The organism is Sphingomonas molluscorum, from assembly GCF_039522995.1.
GTDB lineage: Bacteria > Pseudomonadota > Alphaproteobacteria > Sphingomonadales > Sphingomonadaceae > Sphingomonas > Sphingomonas molluscorum.
Window position 1 is genome coordinate 621513 of record NZ_BAAAEL010000001.1, and the last position, 22342, is coordinate 643854.

The window sequence follows — 22342 nt, forward strand, 5'->3', positions numbered from 1 at the left end:
ACGCCGGATTAAGCGTTCTGCAACCATAACAACAAACGCGAACGGGAGAGATACGATGATCGAGAGACGCGGGCAGCCGCTGGCACGCGACGCCATGGCCTATGTGCTGGCGGGCGGACGCGGCAGCCGGCTGGCGGAGCTGACCGATGTCCGCGCCAAGCCCGCGGTCTATTTCGGCGGCAAGTCGCGCATCATCGACTTCGCGCTCTCGAACGCGATCAACTCCGGCATCCGCCGCATCGGGGTGGCGACGCAGTACAAGGCGCATTCGCTGATCCGCCACCTGCAGGGCGGCTGGAACTTCCTGCGGCGCGAGCGCAACGAGGGTTTCGACATCCTCCCAGCCTCGCAGCGCATCAGCGAGTACCAGTGGTACGAGGGCACCGCCGACGCGGTGTACCAGAACATCGACATCATTGAGAGCTACGCGCCGGAGTATATGGTCATCCTGGCGGGCGACCATATCTACAAGATGGACTATGAGCTGATGCTCCAGCAGCATTGCCAGTCCGGCGCGGACGTGACGGTCGCCTGCATGGAAGTGCCGCGGCTGGAAGCGAGCGGCTTTGGCGTGATGGCCGTGGACGCACAGGATCGCATCACCGATTTCGTCGAAAAGCCTGCCGATCCGCCCGCGATGCCGGGCCGCCCGGACGTGGCGCTTGCCTCGATGGGCATCTATGTCTTCAACACGTCGCTGCTGATCGAGCAGCTGCGCCGCGATGCCGCCGACCCGAACTCGGCGCGCGATTTCGGCAAGGACATCATCCCCTATCTGGTCCGCCACGGAAACGCGGTGGCCCACCGCTTCTCCGACTCCTGCGTGCGTGCGCCGGAAGAGCGCGAAGCCTATTGGCGCGACGTCGGCACGGTGGACGCCTATTGGGAAGCCAATATCGACCTGACCGACGTGGTCCCCAAGCTCGACCTCTACGATCATAGCTGGCCGCTCTGGACCTATTCGGAGGTGACGCCCCCGGCCAAGTTCGTCCACGACGAGGAAGGCCGCCGTGGCGAGGCGACCAGCTCGCTGATCTCGGGCGACTGCATCATCTCGGGCGCCTCGATCCGCAACAGCCTGGTGTTCACCGGGGTGCGGGCGCACAGCTTCGCCACGCTGGAGCAGGCGGTGATCCTGCCGCGCTGCAAGATTTCCCGCAACGCACGGCTCACGAAGGTGGTCGTGGACGCGGGCGTCCACATTCCGGACGGGCTGGTGGTCGGTGAGGATCCGGTGCTCGACGCACGCCGCTTCCGCCGGACCGAGAACGGCGTGTGCCTGATCACCCAGCCGATGATCGACCGGCTGGCATGATCCGCGCGCTGTCGGTCGCGTCGGAAGCTTATCCGCTGGTCAAGACCGGCGGACTTGCCGACGTGGTCGGCGCACTGCCGGATGCCTTGGCGCCGCACGGGGTCGCCACGACCACCCTGCTGCCGGGGTATCCCAAGGTCCTGGCGCAGATGGGCGACGCGCAGGTCGTGCATCACTGGCCCGCGTTGCTGGACGTGGAGGCGCGGTTGCTCGCCGGATCGCTCGGCGACCATCCGCTGTGGGTGCTGGACGCACCCGCGCTGTTCGCGCGCGACGGCGGTCCCTACGCCGATACATCCGGGCGCGACTGGGACGATAACTGGCGCCGCTTCGCTGCCCTCTCGCGGGCGGCGGCGGACCTGGCATCGGGCGCGATGGGGAACCAGCGCTTCGACCTGCTGCACGCCCACGACTGGCAGGCAGGGCTCGCGCCCGCCTATCTGCGGTTCGCCGGCGACGCACAGGACACGAAGAGCGTCGCCACGATCCACAACATCGCCTTCCAGGGCAGCTTCGACGCGGGTGTGTTCCCCGCCCTTGAATTGCCGCCGCATGCCTGGGGCATCGAAGGGGTCGAGTATTACGGTGCCGTCGGCCTGCTGAAGGCAGGGTTATGGGCAGCCGATGCCATCACCACCGTCAGCCCGACCTATGCCGAGGAGATCCGCCGGCCGGAATCCGGCATGGGACTGGAAGGGCTGATCGCCACGCGCGGTGCCCGGGTCACCGGCATTCTCAATGGCATCGATCCGGCGGTGTGGAACCCGGCAACCGATCCGCTGCTCGCCGCACGCTTCAGCGCCGACAAGCTGGATACGCGCTCCGCCAACACGCGCGCCGTGGAAGCCCGCTTCGGCCTAAGTGGCGAAGGTCCGATCTTCACCGTCGTCAGCCGGCTGACCTGGCAAAAGGGAATGGACGTCCTCGCCGGGCTGCTGGACGACCTGGTCGCGATGGGCGGACGCCTGGCAATGCTCGGCTCCGGCGACGCGGCGCTGGAACAGGCGTTCCGCGCCGCGGCCGACCGCCACCCCGGCCGCATCGGCGTGGAGATCGGCTATGACGAGCCGCTGTCCCACCTGTTGCAGGGCGGCGCCGACGCAATCCTGATCCCGTCCCGGTTCGAGCCCTGCGGCCTGACCCAACTCTATGGCCTCGCCTATGGCTGCGTGCCGGTGGTGGCGCGAACCGGCGGGCTTGCCGACACGGTGATCGACGCCAATGTCGCCGCGCTGGACGCGGGGGTCGCAACCGGTGTGCAGTTCGACGGGGTGACGCCGCAGGCGCTGCGAGGCGCGATCGCGCGCACGATCGCGCTCTACCGGGATGCACCGCGCTGGCGGCAGATCCAGCGGCGGGGCATGGCGGCTGACTTCTCCTGGGACAATAGCGGCGCACGCTATGCGGCGCTGTATCGGCAACTGCTCGGCTGACCGCCTACAGCGGCAGCCGCGTCGTCGCCTTCACTTCCTCCAGCACCGCATAGGTCCGCGTCTCGCGAATGCCGGGCATCGCCACCAGCGTATCTCCCAGGAAGGCGCGGTACGCGGCCATGTCGGCGACCCGCACCTTGAGCAGATAGTCGAAGCCTCCGGCAACCATGTGGCACTCCAGCACCTCCGGCACCCGGCGGACATGCTCGGCAAAGGCGGCGAAGGCGTCGTCGGTGGTGCGATCGAGCAGGACCTCCACGAAGATCATCAGCGCGCGGTCTAGCTGCCCGGGGTCGAGCAGCGCCGTGTAGCCGGTGATCACGCCGCTCGCACGCAGCCGCTTCACCCGGTCGAAACAGGCGGCCGGCGATAGCCCGCAGCGTTCGGCGAGCGCCTGGTTGGTGATGCGCCCGTCCTCTTGCAGCACGCGCAGCAGCTTGCGATCCATTGCGTCCATCGAAGATCCTTCGGCCCAACTGCCATTGGGACGCGCAGATTCGGCGCGAGCCCCCAAAATGCAAAGCACAATCGGCAGGGTTTCGCATAGCTGCCGGAGCAACCTGCAAGAAATCCCGCCGGAGAGCCGCATGCTTCGTTCGTTCGATTGGAACCACCTCGACGCCCTGCAGTACCAGGACGAGGAGGAAACGGTTGCGGACCTGCTGCGCGCAGTGCCCCTGTCGCTGGAGGAGCGCAGCCAGATCGGCCAGGATGCGGTGGCGCTGGTGAAGGCCGCACGCGCCTCCACCCGCAAGCAGGGGGTGGTCGAGAGCTTCCTCCAGGAATTCTCGCTCGGCACCAAGGAAGGCCTGGCGCTGATGTGCCTGGCCGAGGCGCTGCTGCGCACGCCCGACGCCGAGACGCGCGACCGGCTGATCGCGGAAAAGATCGGCTCGGCCGACTGGGCGAGCCATCTGGGCGGCTCCGACAGCCTGTTCGTCAACGCCTCGACCTGGGGGCTGATGCTGACCGGCAAGCTGATCGACGTGGACGAGGAAGTGCGCACCGACCTTTCCGGCTGGGCCAAGCGCCTGGCCGCGCGCGTGGGCGAGCCGGTGATCCGCCAGGCGGTGGGCGCCGCGGTCAAGATGATGGGCGAGCAGTTCGTGCTCGGCCGCACCATCGAGGGCGCGCTCAGCCGTGCGAAGCGCGAGGGGTATCTCTGCTCGTTCGACATGCTGGGCGAAGGCGCGCGCACGGCCGAGGACGCCGCGCGCTACGAGCGCATCTATGCCGATGCGATCGAGGCGGTCGGCCGCGCGCGCGGCGCCGGGCTTTCCCCGGAGGACGGCCATGGCGTCTCGGTCAAGCTGTCGGCGCTCTGCCCGCGCTACGAGGCGGTGCAGGAGGCGCGCGTCTGGGAAGAACTCTACCCACGCATGGTGCGGCTGGCGAAGATCGCTGCCAGGCACGACCTCAACCTCGCCATCGACGCCGAGGAGTCGGAGCGACTGGTTCTCTCGCTCAAGCTGATCGAGCGGCTGGTGCGGGAGCCGGAGCTCGGCAGCTGGACGGGCCTTGGCGTCGTCGTGCAAGCCTATCAGAAGCGCGGCCGTGCGGTGATCGCGGGGCTGGAGGCGCTGGCGCAGTCGAGCGGCCGCCGCATCATGGTGCGGCTGGTGAAGGGCGCCTATTGGGACAGCGAGATCAAGCGCTCCCAGGTCGGCGGCCGCCCCGATTACCCCGTGTTCACCACCAAGCCTGCCACCGACCTCTCCTACCTCGTCTGCGCCGAACAGCTGATCCGCGCGGCACCCAGCCTCTACCCGCAGTTCGCGACCCACAACGCGCACACGCTGGCGGCGGTGCGGCGCATGGCGGATCGGGCCGGAGTCCGCATCGAACACCAGCGCCTGCACGGCATGGGCGAGGCCTTGTACCGCTCGGCCGGGGACCGCTTCACCCTGCGCGCCTATGCGCCGGTCGGTGGGCACGAGGAGCTGCTGCCCTATCTGGTCCGCCGCCTGCTGGAGAACGGCGCCAACACCAGCTTCGTCCACGCCCTGCTCGACGAGCGCGTGCCGGCCGAGACCGTGGTCGGCGATCCGATCGCGGCGGTGCAGGCGCAGCCCGGCCGCCATCCGCGCATCCCGGTGCCGGGCGATCTCTATGGCGCCACCCGCCGCAATCCGCTCGGTCGGGACTATAGCCGCGACAGCGAGCGAGCCACCGCACGCCTGGCCGCCGATCTCGGGGCTGCCGACACCATCTCCGCCGGCCCGATCGTCGGCGGGCGCCTGCTGGCTGGCAAGGGACCGCAGCCGATGACCAGCCCGGTCGATCGCAGCCGCCTGATCGGCGCGGTGAGCGAGGCGACCGCGGAGGACATCGACCTCGCCGCTCGTGTCGCCCGCGCCGCCCAGCCGGCCTGGGACCGCAAGGGCGGCGCCGGCCGCGCCGTCGTGCTGCGCGCGATGGGCGATGCGCTCGAGGCCGAGATGGACCGCTTCGTGGCGCTGCTGTCGCGCGAGGCGGGCAAGACACTGAACGACGGTGTCGCGGAAGTGCGCGAGGCGGTCGATTTCTGCCGTTACTACGCGCATCTGGCCGAAAAGCAGTTCTCCGGACTCCAGCCGCTCACAGGGCCGGTGGGCGAGACGAACCACCTCGAACTGCGTGGCCGCGGCACCTTCGTGTGCATCAGCCCGTGGAACTTCCCGCTGGCGATCTTCACCGGCCAGATCGCCGCCGCGCTCGCTGCAGGCAACGCCGTGCTGGCAAAGCCCGCCGAGCAGACCCCGTTGATCGCGGCCGAGGCGATCCGGCTGTTCCACCGCGCCGGGCTCGACGCGGACCTGCTCGCGCTGCTGCCGGGCGACGGCGCCACGGTCGGCGCGGAGCTGGTCGGCCACCCGCTCGTCCACGGCGTCGCCTTCACCGGCGGCACCGACACCGCCTGGATCATCAACCGGCAGCTCGCCAACCGTCCCGGCGCGATCCTGCCGTTCATTGCCGAAACCGGCGGTCTCAACGCGATGTTCGTCGACACCACGGCACTCAAGGAGCAGGTGGTCGACGACGTGGTCGTCTCCGCGCTCGGTTCGGCGGGGCAGCGCTGCTCGGCGCTGCGGCTGCTGTTCGTACCCGAAGAATCGGCGGACGAGCTGATCGCGACGCTGGTCGGCGCCGTCGACACGCTGGTGGTGGGCGATCCTGCCGATGCGGCCACGGACGTCGGCCCGGTCATCGACGCCGACGCGCAGGCGATGCTGGAGGAGCATGCCGCGCGGCTGGAGCGCGAAGCCAAGATCCTCAAGCGCGTGGATCCGGGCGTGTGGGGCACGCGCGGCAACTTCTTCGGCCCGGTACTCGCCGAAGTGCCGCGCGCCGATTTCCTGGGCAGGGAAGTGTTCGGGCCGATCCTGCACATCTACCGCTATCGCGCCGACGAGCTGGAGAGCATCGGCCGGCAGCTTGCCGCCACCGGCTATGCGCTGACGCTCGGCATCCACAGTCGCATTGAGCGCTTCGCCGAGCAGGTGCGAGACCTGGTGCCCGCAGGCAACGTCTATGTGAACCGCTCGATCATCGGCGCGGTGGTGGGCGTGCAGCCGTTCGGCGGCGAAGGCCTGTCGGGCACCGGCCCCAAGGCGGGCGGCCCGCACGCGCTGCTGCGCTACGCCACGGAACGCGCGGTGTCGGTGAACATCACGGCCCAGGGCGGCGACCCCGCGTTGCTGAACCTGTAAGCGCGCTTGAGGCGGGAGCGGCCGCGTCGCTCCCCCTTCGTTACCTGCGCGGCGCTGCCGTCGACTCCCGTACCGTCAGCCTCGCCGGCACCACCACCGGCGCGCCCTCGCGCTCGCCGCCACCCTGCGCCGCGATCAGCAACTCGACGGCACGGGCAGTCACTTCCGCGATCGGCTGCACCACGGCGGTAAGCGGCGGGTGGGTGAAGCGCATGATCGGCGTGTCGTCGAAGCTCACCAGCGACACGTCGCCCGGCACCTCCAGCCCGCGCGCGCGAATGGCGTCAAGCGTGGCGATCGCCATCTGCTCGCTGCTGGCGATGATCGCCGTCGGGGGATCGGCGCTGGCCAGAAGTCGTTCCGCCGCCGCCCGGCCGGAGTCATAGCCGAAGTCTCCCACCGCCAGCAGGTCTGCCGCCAGCCTTTTCGCCGCCATGGCAGAGCGCCAGCCCTGGGTGCGCCAGCCGCTCAGCTCATAGTCGCTCGGTCCGGCGATGAAGCCGACGCGGCGGTGGCCCAGTTCCAGGAGATGCTCGGTCGCCAGCACAGCGGCATGCTGGTCATCCATGGTGAGCCGGAAGCCCGCGCCCTCGACCAGCGAGCCGATGCGCGCAAAGCAGATATGCTGCTCGGCAAGCAAGCCGGTGATCAGCGGGTTGTGCGAGTGCGGCGGCGTCAGGATCACCCCATCGGGCTGAAGCGCGGCGAGCGCTGCGGACAGCTCGCGCTCGATATGGTCGCTGTGCGTGTCGACCAGTTCGACGATCATGCGGTAACCGTGCTCGGCACAGGTGAGCATGCCGCCCAGCAGCATCTGGTCGACCCAGTCGGTGCCCTGCCGGTTGCGCCAATCCTCGATGGTCCGCTGCCGGTCGTTCAGCGCGACGATCAGGTAGGAGCGCGATCCCCCCATGCGCTGCGCCGCGATCGAGGGAACATAGCCGAGCCGGTCGATCGATGCCTGCACCCGCTCGGCCATCTCCGCACGGACGTTGGGCTCCTTGTTGATGACGCGGCTCACCGTCTGCAGCGACACGCCCGCGTCGGCTGCGACGTGCTTGATCGTCACGCGCTGACGGCGGCGCGCCATCCGCCTCAAGCCGCCTGTTCGCGGGCGGCCCCGCAATAGCTCGCCACATAGTCGGCGTGCCGCGGCATCGCAGCGACCGTCCGTGCGACATTCTCCCGCAGGGTCGTGAGCAGCCGCGCAAGCTCCTCGTCGCGCAGTTTCTCGGCGATCGGGTGCCAGGCGCGGGGTTCGATCCCCTGCCCCATCATCACCTGCACCCAGCTGTTCTCGGCGAACAGCTCCTCATTCTTGCGGAACACGCGGCCGGTTTCGCGAAACAGCTCGATTTTTTGGGTGAGGCTGTCCGGGATCTCCATGTCCGCGCAATGCCGCCAGAAGGCGCTGTCCCGCCGCTCGGTGGCCTTGTAGTGCAGGATCAGGAAGTCGCGGACCTGGGTCATGTCCTGCAGCTGCTGTTCGTTGAACTCGGCGACGTCGCGCGGGCTCACCTCGGACAGCGGCAGCATCCGGATCAGGCGGAGCACCGCACGCTGGATCAGGTGAATGCTGGTCGACTCCAGCGGCTCGGCGAAGCCCCCGGCCAAGCCGATCGCCACGCAGTTGCGCACCCACTGCCGCCGGCGCACGCCGGTCGTAAACCGCAGGTGATTGGGTTCGGTGCGCACCGCCCCCTCAAGATTGGCGAGCAGCCGGTCCAGCGCCGCCTCCCGGCCAAGGTAGCGACTGCAATAGACCAGCCCGTTGCCGGTGCGGTGCTGGAGCGGGATGCGCCATTGCCAGCCGGCATCGTGCGCCATCGCGCGCGTGTAGGGGACGGGCGGACCCACATTGTCCGTCTGCATCGCGATGGCAGAATCGCACGGTAGCCAGTGGGTCCAGTCGTCATAGCCGGTATGCAGCGTCTGCTCGATCAGCAGCGCGCGAAAGCCCGTGCAGTCGAGGAAGAGGTCGCCCTCGACCCGGGTGCCGCTTTCCAGCACCAGCGCGGCGATGTCGCCGGACTCGCCGTCGAGTTCGACCTGCGCGATCTTGCCCTCGACCCGCCGAGCACCATCCCCCTCGGCCATCGTGCGCAGGAAGCGTGCGTACAGGGTGGCGTCGAGCTGATAGGCGTAGTTCGCCCGATCGCCCGGCAGGTGGCCGAACTTGCCCTCCAGCGCAGCGATCAGCTCGACGCAATAGGCGTCATAGGGCGCGTCGTGCCCGCGGGTGCGGCCGTACAACCAGAAATGCTGGAACCCTGCCGACCAGTGATCCTTCCCCGTGAAGCCGAAGGAATGGAAGTAGCGGTGCCCCGGCAGCTTCCAGTTCTCGAACTGGATGCCGAGCTTGAAGGTCGCCTGGGTGGCGGCCATGAACGCGGCCTCGTCGATGCCGAGCAGCCGGTTGAAGTTGATGAGCGGCGGGATGGTCGATTCGCCCACGCCGACCGTGCCGATCGCGTCCGATTCGACCAGCGTTACCTCAACGGCGCGGCCCATGGTGCGCGCGATCGCCGCGGCTGCCATCCATCCCGCCGTGCCGCCGCCCGCGACCACGATGCGCCGCATGCGCTTGCCGCCGATCATCGGCTGAGCGCCCGCAGGAGGAAGGACCGGATGCGCCCGGCGCTTTCGGGCGTCAGCGGATCGAGCACGCTGCGTGCGTCCGGCGGGATGTGCGCGACCACCTCCTCGTCGTTCTGGAAGACGTAATAGTCGAACATGTCGTGCCAGTGGCGCTTCTCGTCGTCGGGCAGGTCGCGGATGGTGAGCATGGCGTGATTGAGGGCGTCCTGCGGCTGGCCAAGCCAGCGCGGCGTGTCGCGCCACCAATAGTTCACCAGGATGTTGAACGGAGCCAGCCCCTCGACATGATGCCACCACATCGACGGGATGTAGATGGCGTCGCCCGGCTCCAGCTCGGCGACTTGCGCATGCGCCAGCGCCTCGCGAAAACGGGGATGGCGGGCGAAATCGGGGACGTTGAAGTCCACCATGCTGACCGCGCGCCCGGCCGGCGTGTTGTCCACCGGCCCCAGGTAGAGGTTGCGAAACTGCTCGCGCGGGAACAGCGTGAAGCGTCGTCGTCCCGCCGCCACACAGGCAAGATTGTCCGGATGGTCGTTGTGCGCGGCGATGCGCGTGCGCGTACCGATCCAGATGCTCGCCAGGGCCTGGCGCTCGCCGAGATCGACGTGGTTCTCGGCATGCAGGCCGTCGAAGAAGCCGTGGACGTCGATCGATCCGAGGTAGATCGGGGGGGCGGCCGAATCCTGCTCCGCGCGGTCGATCTGGGCGAAGATCTCCGGTAGCTTGGCACGCGCGATACGGAAGTTCATCCCCATCGCATCATCGTAGAACAGCCGACCGTCCGATCCCGGCTGGCCGATCGAGACGGTGAAAGGCAGGTCGCGCCGCCGCTCCAGCAGATAGGCACGCGCGTCGCGCGCCGATCGACGGCCGGCGGCGACCAGCGGCCAATCGGCCACCAGTCCCCGGACCACGAACGGCCGGGTCGCGGTGTGCAGCAGCGTGTCGAGCGCGGCCGCATCGGCCACCGCCTCCTCGGGCACCGGAGGCAGATCCGCGAAAATGCCGCCTCCGCCCTCAGCCATGGCGCAGGCGCTGGCTCTTGCGCGCTACCAGCGGGCCGATGTTGGCAAGGGACGCGAGCGCCATGTAGAGCGGCATCAGGTGCCCGGCGCCATGCAGTTCGGCGATTTCGGCTGGATCAAGCGCCCGCAACCTGGCCTCGTCGATGACGTGAAAGCCGACCAGGCGATGGGTGGTCCCGTCGGGAAGCGGCACCTCCAGCGACAGCGGTTCGAGCAGATCGTACCGACGCAATGCCGCAAAGAAGCCGGCAGAAGCGGCATAGCCTGCATCCAGCACGCGCAGCTTCTCGATCACGGCCTCCAGATAAGGAGTGGGGCTCCCATCCTCCTCGAAGATGCGGACACCGTCGGAACCAAGGCGGGGGCTGTCGAGGTCGATGTGTACCTGCCGCTCGGGCGCATCGATGCCGGCCGGTCGTCCGATCAGGAACGGCTGGATCGCGGTCGAAAGCGGCAGGTAGCGGGCCGCCCAGCGCCTATCGTCGAGGAACAGGTTCTCGCCATCCTCGAAACCGAACATCGCGAATGCGGCAAAGCTGTCCTGCTCCAGGTTGCGGCGGAACAGGATGGGATATTCGTTCTGCACCTGCCGGAACTCGTCCGGCACGACCATGGCGCACATCACGGCGTCCCCGGCGTCCTCCGCGCGGTCTTTGCGGACCTTGAGGTTGCGGTGGGCGTCGGCAGTCAGAATGGCATGGTTGGGCATGTCGACGTTTCAATCCTGGCACGGCGGCGCGGATGCACCGCCGGCGAAGGTGCCGCCGAAGCGCGAAAGAAGCCACACTCTTTCGAGCGGACCCCTTTCGCAGCTTCGTGTCGGCGGGGGGCGTCCGGATCAGAAGGTGAAGCGGATACCACCCGAGTAGCGAGCATAGCCCGGCTGTGCGAACGTCACGAAATTGTCGGAGCGCCGATGTCCGCGCCGGCTCTCTCCGGTGAGGTTGATGGCCTCCACAAAGGCGGTGAGGCCGGGCACGAACTCCCAACTCGCGCTGGCGTCCACCTGGCCATAGGCCTCGACATAGGTGGGATCGAACGAGCCGCCGTTGTAGAACTCGTCGCGCCAGTTGTAGGCCACACGCGCCTGGATGCCGCCCTTGTCGTAGTAGAGCACCGCATTGGCGCTGTCGCTCAGGCCCGTCAGCGCGAACTGCCCCACGTTCGGATCGAGCGTGTTGTCGAACTTCGCGTCGCCATCCACGATCGTGTAGTTCAGGATGACGCCGAGCCCGGTTTCCCACAGACGGTGCTGAATTGCGAACTCCCAGCCGTGGATGTTCGCCGTCTGATCGCTGTTGAAGGGCTGCGCGATCTGGAAGTTGAACAGAGGATCCTCGGCCGTCGCGAAGATGTCGCCGGTCAAGTAGGTGACGCCGCCCACATCCGTGGAGCCGGTGACGGTCGACGAGTCCGGGAAGTTGCGCAGGATATAATCGCGGATCCGGACCGCATCGGTGGTGCCCAGCGCATTGGCCGCCGCCTGATAGCGCGGACCGGCCGCCGGATTGCGAAGCCCGAACGCAGGCGTGTCCACCTGTGTCGTGCTGATGAAGTTTGACACGTCCTTGTTGAAATAGCCGACAGAGACGTAGCTTTCGCGATTGTAGTACCACTCGGCCGAGAAATCGAGGTTCTTGGACTTGTACGGCAGCAGGCCTGCGTTGCCCTGGCTGCCGGTGCCGCCGCCGATACGCGGGTTGGAGTCGATCGTACGACCACCCTGCAGGCTGCCGTAATCGGCGCGGGCGATCGTGTGGCTGTACGAGGCGCGCAGCTTCACATTCTCGATCGGCTCGATGTCGAAGTCGACGGCCGGCAGCCAGTTTTGATAGCTCCCCTTCAGCCGGGTGAAGGTGCTTTCACCTGAATAGATCACGCTGAATTCGTTCGCCGACACCCAGCGCGTGCCGACGGGTACCGGCACCAGTGCCGACGAGTCGATGTTGGTGTGATCCCAGCGAATGCCGGCGATCAGGTGCGCCGGGCGCGCGAACAGGTCGAACTTGGTGTTGAACTGGATGAACGGCGAGATGGTCTTCTCGCTGAGCCGCCGATCGACCGTATAGTCGGACAGGCAGGTACCTGGCTGCGCGGTGCCGGTCTGCGGATCGCTGCAGATGCCGTAGTTGTTCTCCAGCAGGTCCGCCATGCGCTCGAAGTTGAACATGTAGAGCGCCGGGATGATGCCCGACGCATTCGCGCCAGACAGCCCGTCGAACTTGTCCGGGATGCTCACCTGCTCGAAAAGGTCGTCCGGGATGTCGGAAGCCGGGCCGATCCCGCCCCAGGTGTCGTTCTGGATGAAGCCATAAGCCGAACGGACCTTGTTATCGACGAACGAGAAGCCGGCATCGATGCTGTCGAGGAAGCTGCCCTCGTGATCGTAGTGCCCCTTCAGCTGGACCTGGTTGATCTCGTCCTTGAAATAGGCGTTGCGGAACGAGTTGCCGGTCGGCGTGATCAGTGACCGGTCGAGCGGGTCGACGCCCGGATACATGGTATAGGAGAGCACGGGCATGTCGTGCTCGAAGTCGATCGTCTGCCTCTGCAAGCCGAAGATCGCGTTGCCGATCGACGTGCTGCTGCCGTACTTGTTGGTCGGCTTCGACTCCGCGGTCGAGTGGTGCGCGTCGAGCGAGACCGTGACGCCGCCCGGAGCTTCCCAGGTGAGGTTGCCGCCCAGCGACTTGTTCTCGGACTTGTTGGCGCTCAGCGCGCCGCTGTACGACAGATCCTTGCCCGGTCCGAACCGCTCCGAATAGAAAAGCGGGCCGGCGTTGGGACCATCCGTCCACGCGCTGGACGTGTCGGCGAAGTTGAACCAGATGCCGACGCTGCTGTCGCGCACCTCGACCTCGTTGCTCGAATAGGTGAAGTCGACGGTCGCCGTCAGCGTGTCGGTCGGCTTCGCCTGCAGCACCAGCTGTCCATTGATGCGCTCGCGATCGATGTCGATGAGGTCATAGGCCGCGCTCTGCGGGATTTCATAAACGTCGTTCGGGCCGGGACGGTTGGTGATATTGGCGGCGCCGGGAGTGCCGGGCAGCGGCAGCGAACCCCAGCCTTCGTCCGAACCCAAGAAGCCGTCCCGGAAGCCGACGCTTGCGGAGTTGGCGCTTGCCTTGCGCCGCTGGTACGCGCCGCTCAGCAGCACGCCGATGCGATCGTCGGCGAAGGTGGTCGAGATGATGCCCGACACTTCCGGCGTGATCGGGTTGCCCTCGTTGCGGGAACTGTCGAGCACGCCCTTCACCGCCAGCGAGCCGCGCATGCCCGGCTTGTCGAGCGGGCGCGGCGTCCGGATGTTGATGGTCGAGCCAATGCCGCCCGAGGGAACCGCGGCGCGTCCGGTCTTGTAGACCTCCACCGCCGCGATGCCCTCGGACGCTAGGTTCGCGAAGTCGAACGAGCGCGACGCCGGCGCGCTGGCGCCGTCACCGAGCGTCGAGGTCGGCATCTGCCGGCCGTTCAGCGTCACCAGGTTGTATTCGGGACCGAAGCCGCGAACGGTGACGAACTGCCCCTCGCCGTTGGAGCGGTCGATCGACACGCCGGTGATGTGCTGGAGCGACTCGGCGAGGTTGGTGTCAGGAAACTTGCCGATGTCCTCGGCCGAGATGGCATCGACGACGCCCTGGGCATCGCGCTTGATGTCGACCGCTTCGCGCAGCGACGCACGGATGCCGGTGACGACGATGTCGTCGCCGGCCTCACCCGGCTCGGCACGCGACGTATCCGCGATCTCGGATGGCCCCGGGTTGCCGAGAGTAGCTGCGGCATCCTGCGCCAGCGCCGTCCCCGGTGTTGCCATCAACGCCAAAGCAGAAACGCCAAGGACCAACTGCGTGTGTGAGCGAGCGGTAAAGCCGCGCATCCGAACCTCCCCTTTTGCCGGCGGGCTGTGATCCCGCATCGTTATTGAGAACGTTCACTGAGCAGGCGAACGGTTGTCAAGCAGCAATGCCGCGTCGCCGAAAGCGTGAGCGATACCGTTGTTGAGAACGTTCCCAACCTGTGCTCTGAAAAGCACAGCCATTGCGCGCGGACGATGAATTTGCTCCGAAGCGCGCCACACCACGAGAAGGGGAAGAGGATGTTGAAGTTTCATGGCCTGCTGCTCGGAGGATCGCTCCTGGCAGGCCTGGCCGCGCCGGCGGTGCTCGCGCGGGAGCCGCAGGCGGCGTCTTCGCCCGCTCCGGCAGGGGATGCGCGTGCGCGGGCCGAGGCGGTGGTCGCGCGCATGACCACGGACGAGAAGATCGCGCTGGTGCACGGGCTGTTCCCGCCCATGGCCGACGGCAAGACCAAGAACGAGCTGATTCCCTCCGCCGGCCATATCGACGGCATCCCGCGACTAGGCGTACCGCTGGTGCGCGAGAGCGACGCGTCGCTCGGGGTCGCCAACCAGGTCGAGCAGCGCAAGGGCGATGTCGCCACCGCCCTCCCCTCCGGGCTCGCCACCGCCGCCAGCTTCGATCCCGAGATCGCACGCGCCGGCGGCGCGATGATCGGCGCGGAAGCGCGTGCCAAGCGGTTCAACGTGCTGCTGGCGGGCGGCGTCAACCTGACCCGCGATCCGTGGAACGGCCGCAACTTCGAATATCTGGGCGAGGACCCGCTGCTTGCCGGCCTGCTGGGCGGCGCGCACATCGCCGGCGTCCAGTCGAACCGCATCGTCTCCACCGTCAAGCATTTTGCGCTCAACGCGCAGGAGACCGGCCGCATGGTCGTCGACGCGCGCATCGACGAAAAGGCGCTGCGGATGAGCGACCTGCTCGCCTTCCAGATCGCGATCGAGAAGGGCCGCCCCGGCTCGGTGATGTGCGCCTACAACAAGGTGAATGGCGACTGGGCGTGCGAGAACCCGCGGCTGCTGACGGACGTGCTGAAGCGCGACTGGGGCTATCGTGGGTGGGTGATGAGCGACTGGGGCGCGGTGCATTCGACCGCCAAGGCCGCGAATGCCGGGCTCGACCAGCAGTCGGGCCAGGAACTCGACAAGGCGCTGTTCTTCGCCAAGCCGCTCAAGCAGGCGGTCGAGAACGGCGAGGTACCGGTGGCGCGGCTGGACGACATGGTCATCCGCTACCTGACCGGCCTGATCGAGACCGGCGCCTATGACGCGCCGATGCCGGCGACGGCGGAGGCCATCTCCTATGACCAGCACGCCGAAGTGGCACAGCGCGCCGCCGAGGCCGGCATCGTGCTGCTGAAGAACGAGCGCAACCTGCTCCCGCTCGCCGCCGGCGCCAAGCGCATCGTGGTGATCGGCGGCAACGCCGACGTGGGCGTGCTTTCGGGCGGCGGATCGAGCCAGGTGCGCTCGGTCGGCGGCGCTCCAGTCGAAGTGCCGCTCGCCTATGGCGCGGCATCCTCGTTCGCGCGCATCACCTATCATGCCTCCTCACCGCTCGAGGCACTCCGCAAGGCATTGCCGGGCGTGCAGGTCGACTATGTCGACGGACGCAACTTCAACGCGACCGTGGAGGCTGCGCGCGCCGCCGACCTGGCGATCGTGTTCGCGACGCAATGGACGACCGAGGCACAGGACGTTCCCGACCTGCGCCTGCCCGACCACCAGGACGCGCTGATCGACGCGATCGCCACCGCCCAGCCGAAGACGGTGGCGGTGATGGAGACCGGCGGCCCGGTGCTGATGCCGTGGATCGAGAAGGTGCCGGCGGTGGTACAGGCCTGGTATCCCGGACAGCGCGGGGGCGAGGCGATCGCCAACATCCTGACCGGCAAGGTCAATCCTTCGGGACGCCTGCCGATCACCTTCCCGGCCAGCGCCGGCCAGCCGCCCCGCCTCAACCCCGTCGGTCTGGACACGATGAACTCGCTGGAAGCGCAGGCAGCGGCGAACCCCGCCAATGCCGGCAACTTCCAGTTCCAAAGCTTCCCCGTGGACTACGCCGAGGGTGCGGACGTCGGCTATCGCTGGTACGAGAAGAAGGCGCTGAAGCCGCTGTTCCCGTTCGGCCATGGTCTCAGCTACACCAGCTTCACCTATCGCAAGCCCAAGGTCACCGGCGGGCGCACGCTGAGCGTCACCGTCGAGGTCACCAACACCGGCAAGCGCGCGGGCGCGGACGTGCCGCAGCTCTATGTTGTGCGCGAAGGCTCGCAGGAGCCGATGCGGCTCGCCGCGTTCCAGCGGATCGAGCTCAAGCCCGGCGAGACGCGGCGCGTCACGCTCGCGGCCGAACCGCGGATCGTCGCAGACTATGACACGGCGCTTCCGGGATGGCGGATCGCGGGCGGCCGCTATCGCGTGGCAATCGGCCACGACGCGACCGATCGCAAGCTGACTGCAGTCACCACCCTGGCAGCCAGCACCATGAAGCCCTGAGCTCAAGCGGCTGCCCGAGAGGGCAGCCGCTTACCCGATGGATCGACTTGGCCGGCGGGCTGCTGGTAGGAACGCGGCATGGCGCCCTTCACGACCCGCATCACCGCCGGCCCTGCCGACATCGACGAGCTCGGGCACGTCAACAATGCCGTCTGGGTACGCTGGATCCAGGACGTGGCCACGGCGCACTGGGAGGCGGTGGCCCCGGCCGAACACCAGCAACGCTATCTCTGGGTCGTGACCCGGCACGAGATCGACTATCGCGGCAACGTTCGCAAAGGCGAAAGCGTCACGGCCGAAACCTGGATCGCAGAGCCCCCGCGCGGGGCTCGGTTCGATCGCCACATGCGCTTCGTGGGCGAAGACGGCCGCGTGCGGGTGGAGGCGAAGACCACCTGGGCGATCGTCGACCGGGAGACGGGCCGCATCCTGCGGGTGCCGCCGGAAGTCGCGGCACCCTTCCTAGAAGCCTGAGCTACTCCAGTTCCAGGATCACGGCGTCGACCATCAGGCTCTCGCCCTCGGCGGCGTTGACCGATTTCACCGTGCCGGCCTTTTGGCTGCGCAGGATGTTCTCCATCTTCATCGCCTCGACGACCGCGAGCGGCTGGCCAGCCTCCACCCGGTCGCCGGGCGCCACGTGCAGGCGCGTGAGCAATCCCGGCATCGGGCAGAGCAGCAGCCGCGATAGGTCCGGCGGGACCTTCTCGATCATGTGCCGGGTGAGCGCCGCGACGTGCGGCGGCAGCACGCCGACACGATGTGCCGCGCCGCGCGCGATCAGGCGCCAGCCGCCCCGGATGCGGGCGACCCGCACCACCAGGGGTTCGTCGTCCAGCATCGCTGCGAACAGCGGCTCGCCCGGCCGCCAATGGCCCACCAGCTCGATCGTGCCGCCGTCGGCGAACCGCACCAGCTGCCCGCCTTCGAATGGCTCCACCCGCGTCTCGAAGCGCGCGTCGCCGAGCGTCACGACCCGATCGGTAGCGGGGGAGATCGGGCTGCCCAACTGCCCCTCGATGCGCGCGGCGCGCGCGGCATAGGTCGCGTCGAGCACGCTTGCGATTGCGGCGAGCCTGCGCTGGAGCTCCGGTGACGGTGCCGCGCCGGTGAAGCCTTCGGGAAATTCCTCGGCGATGAAGCCGGTGGTCAGCGCGCCTTCGCGGAAGCGCGGGTGCTGCATCAGCGCCGAGAGAAAATCGATGTTGGTGCCCAGCCCGTCGATCTCGAACCGGTCGAGCGCATGCACCTGCGCGTCGATCGCGGCCGATCGCGTATCGGCATGGGTGACCAGCTTGGCGATCATCGGGTCGTAATAGATGCTGACTTCGCCGCCCTCGCGCACGCCATCGTCGACGCGCACGCCGTCGCGGGCGGGCGGCGGCCGGTAGCGGACCAGCCGACCGGTCGACGGCAGGAAGCCGCGATACGGGTCCTCCGCGTACACCCGGTTCTCGATCGCCCAGCCCGTCAGCGTGACATCCTCCTGTCCGAACGCCAGCGGCTCACCGGCGGCGACACGGATCATCTGCTCGACCAGGTCGAGACCGGTGATCGCCTCCGTCACCGGATGCTCCACCTGGAGCCGGGTGTTCATCTCCAGAAAGTAGAAGCTCTCGCCGGTAGGATCGGCACCCGACACGATCAGCTCGACGGTGCCGGCGGAAAAATAGCCGACCGCACGCGCCAGGGCCACCGCCTGCTCGCCCATGCGGCGACGCATCTCGGGCGTGACGAACGGCGATGGCGCCTCCTCCACCACCTTCTGGTGGCGGCGCTGGATCGAGCATTCGCGCTCACCAAGGTAGACGAGGTTGCCGTGCTGGTCGCCCAGCACCTGGATCTCGATGTGGCGCGGGCTCTGGATGAACTTTTCGATGAAGACGCGGTCGTCGCCGAAGCTCGCCAGCCCTTCGCGCTTGGTCGCCTCAAAGCCTTCGCGCACGTCGGCCTCGCTCCAGGCGAGCCGCATCCCCTTGCCGCCGCCACCGGCCGAGGCCTTCATCATCACCGGATAGCCGATCTCCCCGGCGATCCGCACCGCGTCGTCCGTGGACGCGATCTCGCCCAGGAAGCCCGGCACGACGTTGACGCCCGCTTCCTTGGCGAGCTTCTTGGACTCGATCTTGTCGCCCATCGCCGCGATCGCCTCTGGCGGCGGGCCGACGAAGGCGATGCCGGCCTCGGCACAGGCGCGCGCGAACTCGGCGCGCTCGGACAGGAAACCGTAGCCCGGGTGGATGCAGTCGGCGCCGGTCTCCTTGGCTGCCAGCAGGATCAGGTCGGCGCGCAGATAGCTCTCCGCCGCCGGCGCCGGCCCAAGCCGCACCGACTCGTCCGCCATGCGCACGTGCGGCGCGTCGGCATCGGCGTCGGAATAGACCGCCACCGTGGCGACCCCCATCCGTTTGGCGGTGCGCATCACGCGGCAGGCGATCTCGCCGCGATTGGCGACCAGGATCTTGGTGAACATGGGCCTATTCCTGCCCGACGAGCGACGTGGGTGCGGCAGCGGACCGGAGTTCCGCCGCCTGCGTCCGGGGGGTTGCACATCGCGCGGCATTCGCCGCGGCCAACAGGGTCACCAGCATTCACTCTCCTTCACGCGCACCGCCGTCGCCGGGCTCAGCCCCGATCTGGCCAACGGTGTCGCGTCCTCAACGATCCCAGGGCAGCGCCGCTGCGGAAGGCCCGCTGCTCGGAAGACCTTCCACACGCGACTTATCTCCGTGCCAGCCCGATCAGCAGCATCCGCACGCCTCCTTCACCCGCGGTGCCTCCGCCTGCATCGGCCGCAGGCCCAGGCGCGCGAACAGCGCCGCGTCCTTGTCGTCGCCCGCGTTGCCGGTGGTGAGCAGCTTGTCGCCGGTGAAGATCGAATTGGCACCCGCGAGGAAGCACAGCGCCTGGGTGGCGTCGCTCATGCTCTCTCGGCCCGCCGACAGGCGCACCATGCTCGCCGGCATGGTGATGCGCGCGACCGCGACGGTGCGCACGAACTCGATGTCGTCGATCTTGGCGAGCGGTGTGTCGGCCAGCATGTCGCCCAGCACCGTGCCCTTGACCGGCACCAGCGCGTTCACCGGGACGCTTTCGGGATGCTGCGGCAGCGTCGCCAGCGCATGGATGAAGCCGACGCGATCCTCGCGCGTCTCGCCCATGCCGATGATGCCGCCCGAGCACACGTTGATGCCGGCACCGCGAACGTGGTCGAGCGTGTCGAGCCGCTCCTGGAAGCTGCGGGTAGTAATGACCTCGCCATAGCGTTCGGGCGAAGTGTCGATGTTGTGATTGTAATAGTCGAGGCCGGCATCGGCGAGCTGCGCTGCCTGCTCTGGCGTCAGCATGCCCAGCGTCATGCAGGTTTCCATGCCCATCTGCCGCACGCCCTTCACCATCTCGATGATGGCGGGCATGTCGCGGTCCTTGGGGTTGCGCCAGGCGGCGCCCATGCAGAAGCGCGACGAGCCATTGTCCTTCGCCTGCGCGGCCGACTGGAGCACGGCACGCACGTCCATCAGCTTCGTCGCCTTCAGCCCCGTTTCGGCATGGACGGACTGGTTGCAATAGCCGCAGTCCTCCGGGCAGCCGCCGGTCTTGATCGACAGCAGCGTGGAGAGCTGGACTTCGTCGGCGCGGTGGCTGGTGCGATGCACTTCGGCAGCGCGGAACAGCAGTTCGGGGAACGGCAGGTCGAACAGCGCTGCGATCTCGTCGCGCGTCCAGTCGTTGCGCACGTCCGCGGCGTGCTGGGGAAGGGTGTCGATCATTCAGCGGCGTCCTCGAGTCCGGCAGGTGGCATGTTGTGGCCGAGCAGGCGCAGCACGTCCGCCGCGCATTCGACCACGTTGGTGCCGGGTCCATAGATGCCCTGCACGCCCGCGTCGCGCAGATAGTCATAGTCCTGCGGCGGGATGACGCCGCCGGCCACCACCTTGATGTCGTGCCGCCCTGCCTCGCGCAGGCCGCGGATCAGTTCCGGGATCAGCGTCTTGTGCCCGGCAGCCAGGCTGGAGGCGCCGACCACGTCGACGCCGCTCTCGATCGCCAGCACCACCGTCTCTTCCGGCGTCTGGAACAGCGGCCCGGAGACCACGTCGAAGCCCATGTCGCCGAACGCGGAGGCGATGACGTTGGCACCGCGATCGTGCCCGTCCTGCCCCATCTTGGCGACCAGCAGCCGCGGCTTGCGCCCCAGCCGACGCTCGACCGCGGCGACGCCGGCCACCACCTGCGCCCAGCGGTCGTCCCCGGCATAAGGCGCGCCATACACACCCTTCACCGGTACTGGCGTCGTGCCGTAGCGGCCGAAGCCCGCCTCCATCGCGGCCGAGATCTCGCCCAGCGTCCCGCGGGCGCGTGCCGCTTCGACCGCGAGCGCCAGCAGGTTGCCGTCCCCGGTCGCGCCCTGGCGAAGCGCGCCGAGCGCCGTCTGGCACGCATCCTCGTCCCGGCCGGCGCGGACGCGGGCGATGCGGGCGATCTGCGCCTCGCGCACCTTGGTGTTGTCGACTTCCAGCGTCTCGAGCGGGTCTTCGCTGGCGAGGCGGTACTTGTTGACGCCGACGATCACGTCCTCGCCGCGGTCGACCCGCGCCTGGCGGGCGGCGGCGGCCTCCTCGATCATTGCCTTGGGCCAGCCGGCGGCGACCGCCTTGGCCATGCCGCCTTCGGCCTCCACGCGCTCGATGATCGCCCAGGCCTGGTCGACCAGCTGCTGGGTGAGGCTCTCGACATAGTAGCTGCCGCCCAAGGGATCGACGACCTTGGTCATGCCCGTCTCTTCCTGCAGCACGATCTGGGTGTTGCGGGCGATGCGGGCGGAGAAGTCGGTGGGAAGCGCGATCGCCTCATCGAGCGCGTTGGTGTGGAGGCTCTGGGTGCCCCCCAGCATCGCCGCCATCGCCTCGATCGTGGTGCGGATGACGTTGTTGTACGGGTCCTGCTCGGTCAGCGACACGCCCGAGGTCTGGCAATGGGTGCGCAGCATCTTGGAGCGCTCGTCCTTTGCCCCCAGCTGCGTCATCACCCGGTGCCACAGCACCCGCGCCGCACGCAGCTTCGCCACCTCCATGAAGAAGTTCATTCCGATCGCGAAGAAGAAGCTCAGCCGTCCCGCGAACTTGTCGATGTCGAGGCCCGAGGTGACGCCGTAGCGGACATATTCCATGCCGTCGGCGATGGTGAAGGCGAGCTCCTGCACCTGCGTCGCCCCGGCCTCCTGCATATGATAGCCGGAGATCGAGATGCTGTTGAACTTCGGCATGTGCGCCGAGGTATAGGCAAAAATGTCCGAGATGATCCGCATGCTCGGTTCGGGCGGGTAGATATAGGTGTTACGGACCATGAACTCCTTGAGGATGTCGTTCTGGATCGTGCCTTCCAGCTTCTCCTGAGCGACCCCCTGCTCTTCCGCCGCCACGATGAAGAAGGCGAGCACCGGGATCACCGCGCCGTTCATGGTCATGCTGACCGACATCTGATCGAGCGGGATGCCGTCGAACAGGATCTTCATGTCATCGATGGTGTCGATCGCGACGCCCGCCTTGCCGACGTCGCCCACCACGCGCGGATGGTCGCTGTCATAGCCGCGATGGGTGGCAAGGTCGAAGGCGACCGACAGCCCCTTCTGCCCGGCGGCGAGGTTGCGGCGATAGAAGGCGTTGGACTCCTCGGCCGTCGAAAAGCCGGCGTACTGGCGGATCGTCCATGGGCGGCCGGCATACATCGACGCGCGCACGCCACGGGTGAAGGGCGCGAAGCCGGGCAGCCCCGGATCGGCCGTGACGTCCTCGGCGGTGTAGAGCGGCTTGACCGTGATCCCCTCGGGCGTGTGCCAGTCGAGGTCGCGGCCCTTCACTTCCTTGGCGGCGAGCGCCTGCCAGTCCGAAAGGCTGCGGCTGCCGCTGCCGTCGCTCACGGGC

14 protein-coding genes are annotated in these 22342 nt (G+C 68.0%); 5 read left to right on the plus strand and 9 right to left on the minus strand.

Annotated features, from left to right (window positions below):
* Nucleotides 1–58: 58 nt before the first annotated feature.
* Together glgC and glgA are read left to right on the plus strand one after the other, a co-directional pair.
* Nucleotides 59–1315, plus strand: a complete 1257-nt coding sequence (glgC, locus tag ABDZ92_RS03075) for a glucose-1-phosphate adenylyltransferase (protein WP_425542275.1) — start codon at nt 59–61, stop codon at nt 1313–1315.
* On the plus strand, nt 1312–2748 hold the full coding sequence (gene glgA, locus ABDZ92_RS03080; protein WP_343761571.1) for a glycogen synthase GlgA: 1437 nt from the start codon (nt 1312–1314) through the stop codon (nt 2746–2748). Before glgC ends, glgA begins: the two co-directional genes overlap by 4 nt.
* Before the next feature lie 4 nt (nt 2749–2752).
* On the opposite strand, the gene ABDZ92_RS03085 is transcribed toward glgA, so the two are convergent.
* Nucleotides 2753–3205 carry an Lrp/AsnC ligand binding domain-containing protein gene (locus tag ABDZ92_RS03085; RefSeq protein WP_125959160.1) on the minus strand — a complete coding sequence of 151 codons (453 nt, stop codon included), beginning with the start codon at nt 3203–3205 and terminating at the stop codon, nt 2753–2755.
* 130 nt (nt 3206–3335) lie between these two features.
* On the opposite strand from ABDZ92_RS03085, the gene putA reads away from it, so the two are divergent.
* Complete coding sequence (gene putA, locus ABDZ92_RS03090; RefSeq protein ID WP_125959161.1) at nt 3336–6437, plus strand: bifunctional proline dehydrogenase/L-glutamate gamma-semialdehyde dehydrogenase PutA; 3102 nt, start codon at nt 3336–3338, stop codon at nt 6435–6437.
* Nucleotides 6438–6477: 40 nt separating this feature from the next.
* On the opposite strand, the gene ABDZ92_RS03095 is transcribed toward putA, so the two are convergent.
* The 5 genes from ABDZ92_RS03095 to ABDZ92_RS03115 all read right to left on the minus strand — a co-directional run bounded on the left by ABDZ92_RS03095 (nt 6478) and on the right by ABDZ92_RS03115 (nt 13940).
* On the minus strand, nt 6478–7527 hold the full coding sequence (locus tag ABDZ92_RS03095; protein ID WP_125959162.1) for a LacI family DNA-binding transcriptional regulator: 1050 nt from the start codon (nt 7525–7527) through the stop codon (nt 6478–6480).
* A 5-nt stretch (nt 7528–7532) separates the two neighbouring features.
* Nucleotides 7533–9035, minus strand: a complete 1503-nt coding sequence (locus ABDZ92_RS03100) for a tryptophan halogenase family protein (protein ID WP_125959163.1) — start codon at nt 9033–9035, stop codon at nt 7533–7535.
* Nucleotides 9032–10063, minus strand: coding sequence for a cupin-like domain-containing protein (locus tag ABDZ92_RS03105; protein ID WP_125959164.1), 1032 nt, complete (start codon nt 10061–10063; stop codon nt 9032–9034). Before ABDZ92_RS03105 ends, ABDZ92_RS03100 begins: the two co-directional genes overlap by 4 nt.
* Nucleotides 10056–10772: a SapC family protein gene (locus ABDZ92_RS03110; protein WP_125959165.1), complete on the minus strand. Its 717-nt coding sequence runs from the start codon at nt 10770–10772 to the stop codon at nt 10056–10058. The genes ABDZ92_RS03105 and ABDZ92_RS03110 overlap by 8 nt, the downstream gene beginning before the upstream one ends.
* 129 nt (nt 10773–10901) lie before the next feature.
* Entirely contained in the window at nt 10902–13940 is a 3039-nt protein-coding gene (locus ABDZ92_RS03115; RefSeq protein ID WP_425542269.1) for a TonB-dependent receptor, read from the minus strand.
* Nucleotides 13941–14159: 219 nt separating this feature from the next.
* On the opposite strand from ABDZ92_RS03115, the gene ABDZ92_RS03120 reads away from it, so the two are divergent.
* Together ABDZ92_RS03120 and ABDZ92_RS03125 are read left to right on the plus strand one after the other, a co-directional pair.
* Entirely contained in the window at nt 14160–16418 is a 2259-nt protein-coding gene (locus ABDZ92_RS03120) for a beta-glucosidase family protein (protein WP_125959167.1), read from the plus strand.
* A 78-nt stretch (nt 16419–16496) separates the two neighbouring features.
* Nucleotides 16497–16892: an acyl-CoA thioesterase gene (locus tag ABDZ92_RS03125; RefSeq protein ID WP_125959168.1), complete on the plus strand. Its 396-nt coding sequence runs from the start codon at nt 16497–16499 to the stop codon at nt 16890–16892.
* A gap of 1 nt (nt 16893) precedes the next feature.
* On the opposite strand, the gene ABDZ92_RS03130 is transcribed toward ABDZ92_RS03125, so the two are convergent.
* From ABDZ92_RS03130 to scpA, 3 genes are all read right to left on the minus strand, one after another.
* Nucleotides 16894–18891: an acetyl-CoA carboxylase biotin carboxylase subunit gene (locus tag ABDZ92_RS03130; protein WP_125959169.1), complete on the minus strand. Its 1998-nt coding sequence runs from the start codon at nt 18889–18891 to the stop codon at nt 16894–16896.
* 268 nt (nt 18892–19159) lie between these two features.
* Entirely contained in the window at nt 19160–20188 is a 1029-nt protein-coding gene (gene bioB / locus ABDZ92_RS03135) for a biotin synthase BioB (protein ID WP_125959170.1), read from the minus strand.
* Complete coding sequence (gene scpA / locus ABDZ92_RS03140) at nt 20185–22338, minus strand: methylmalonyl-CoA mutase (protein ID WP_125959268.1); 2154 nt, start codon at nt 22336–22338, stop codon at nt 20185–20187. Before scpA ends, bioB begins: the two co-directional genes overlap by 4 nt.
* Between the last annotated feature and the right edge of the window lie 4 nt (nt 22339–22342).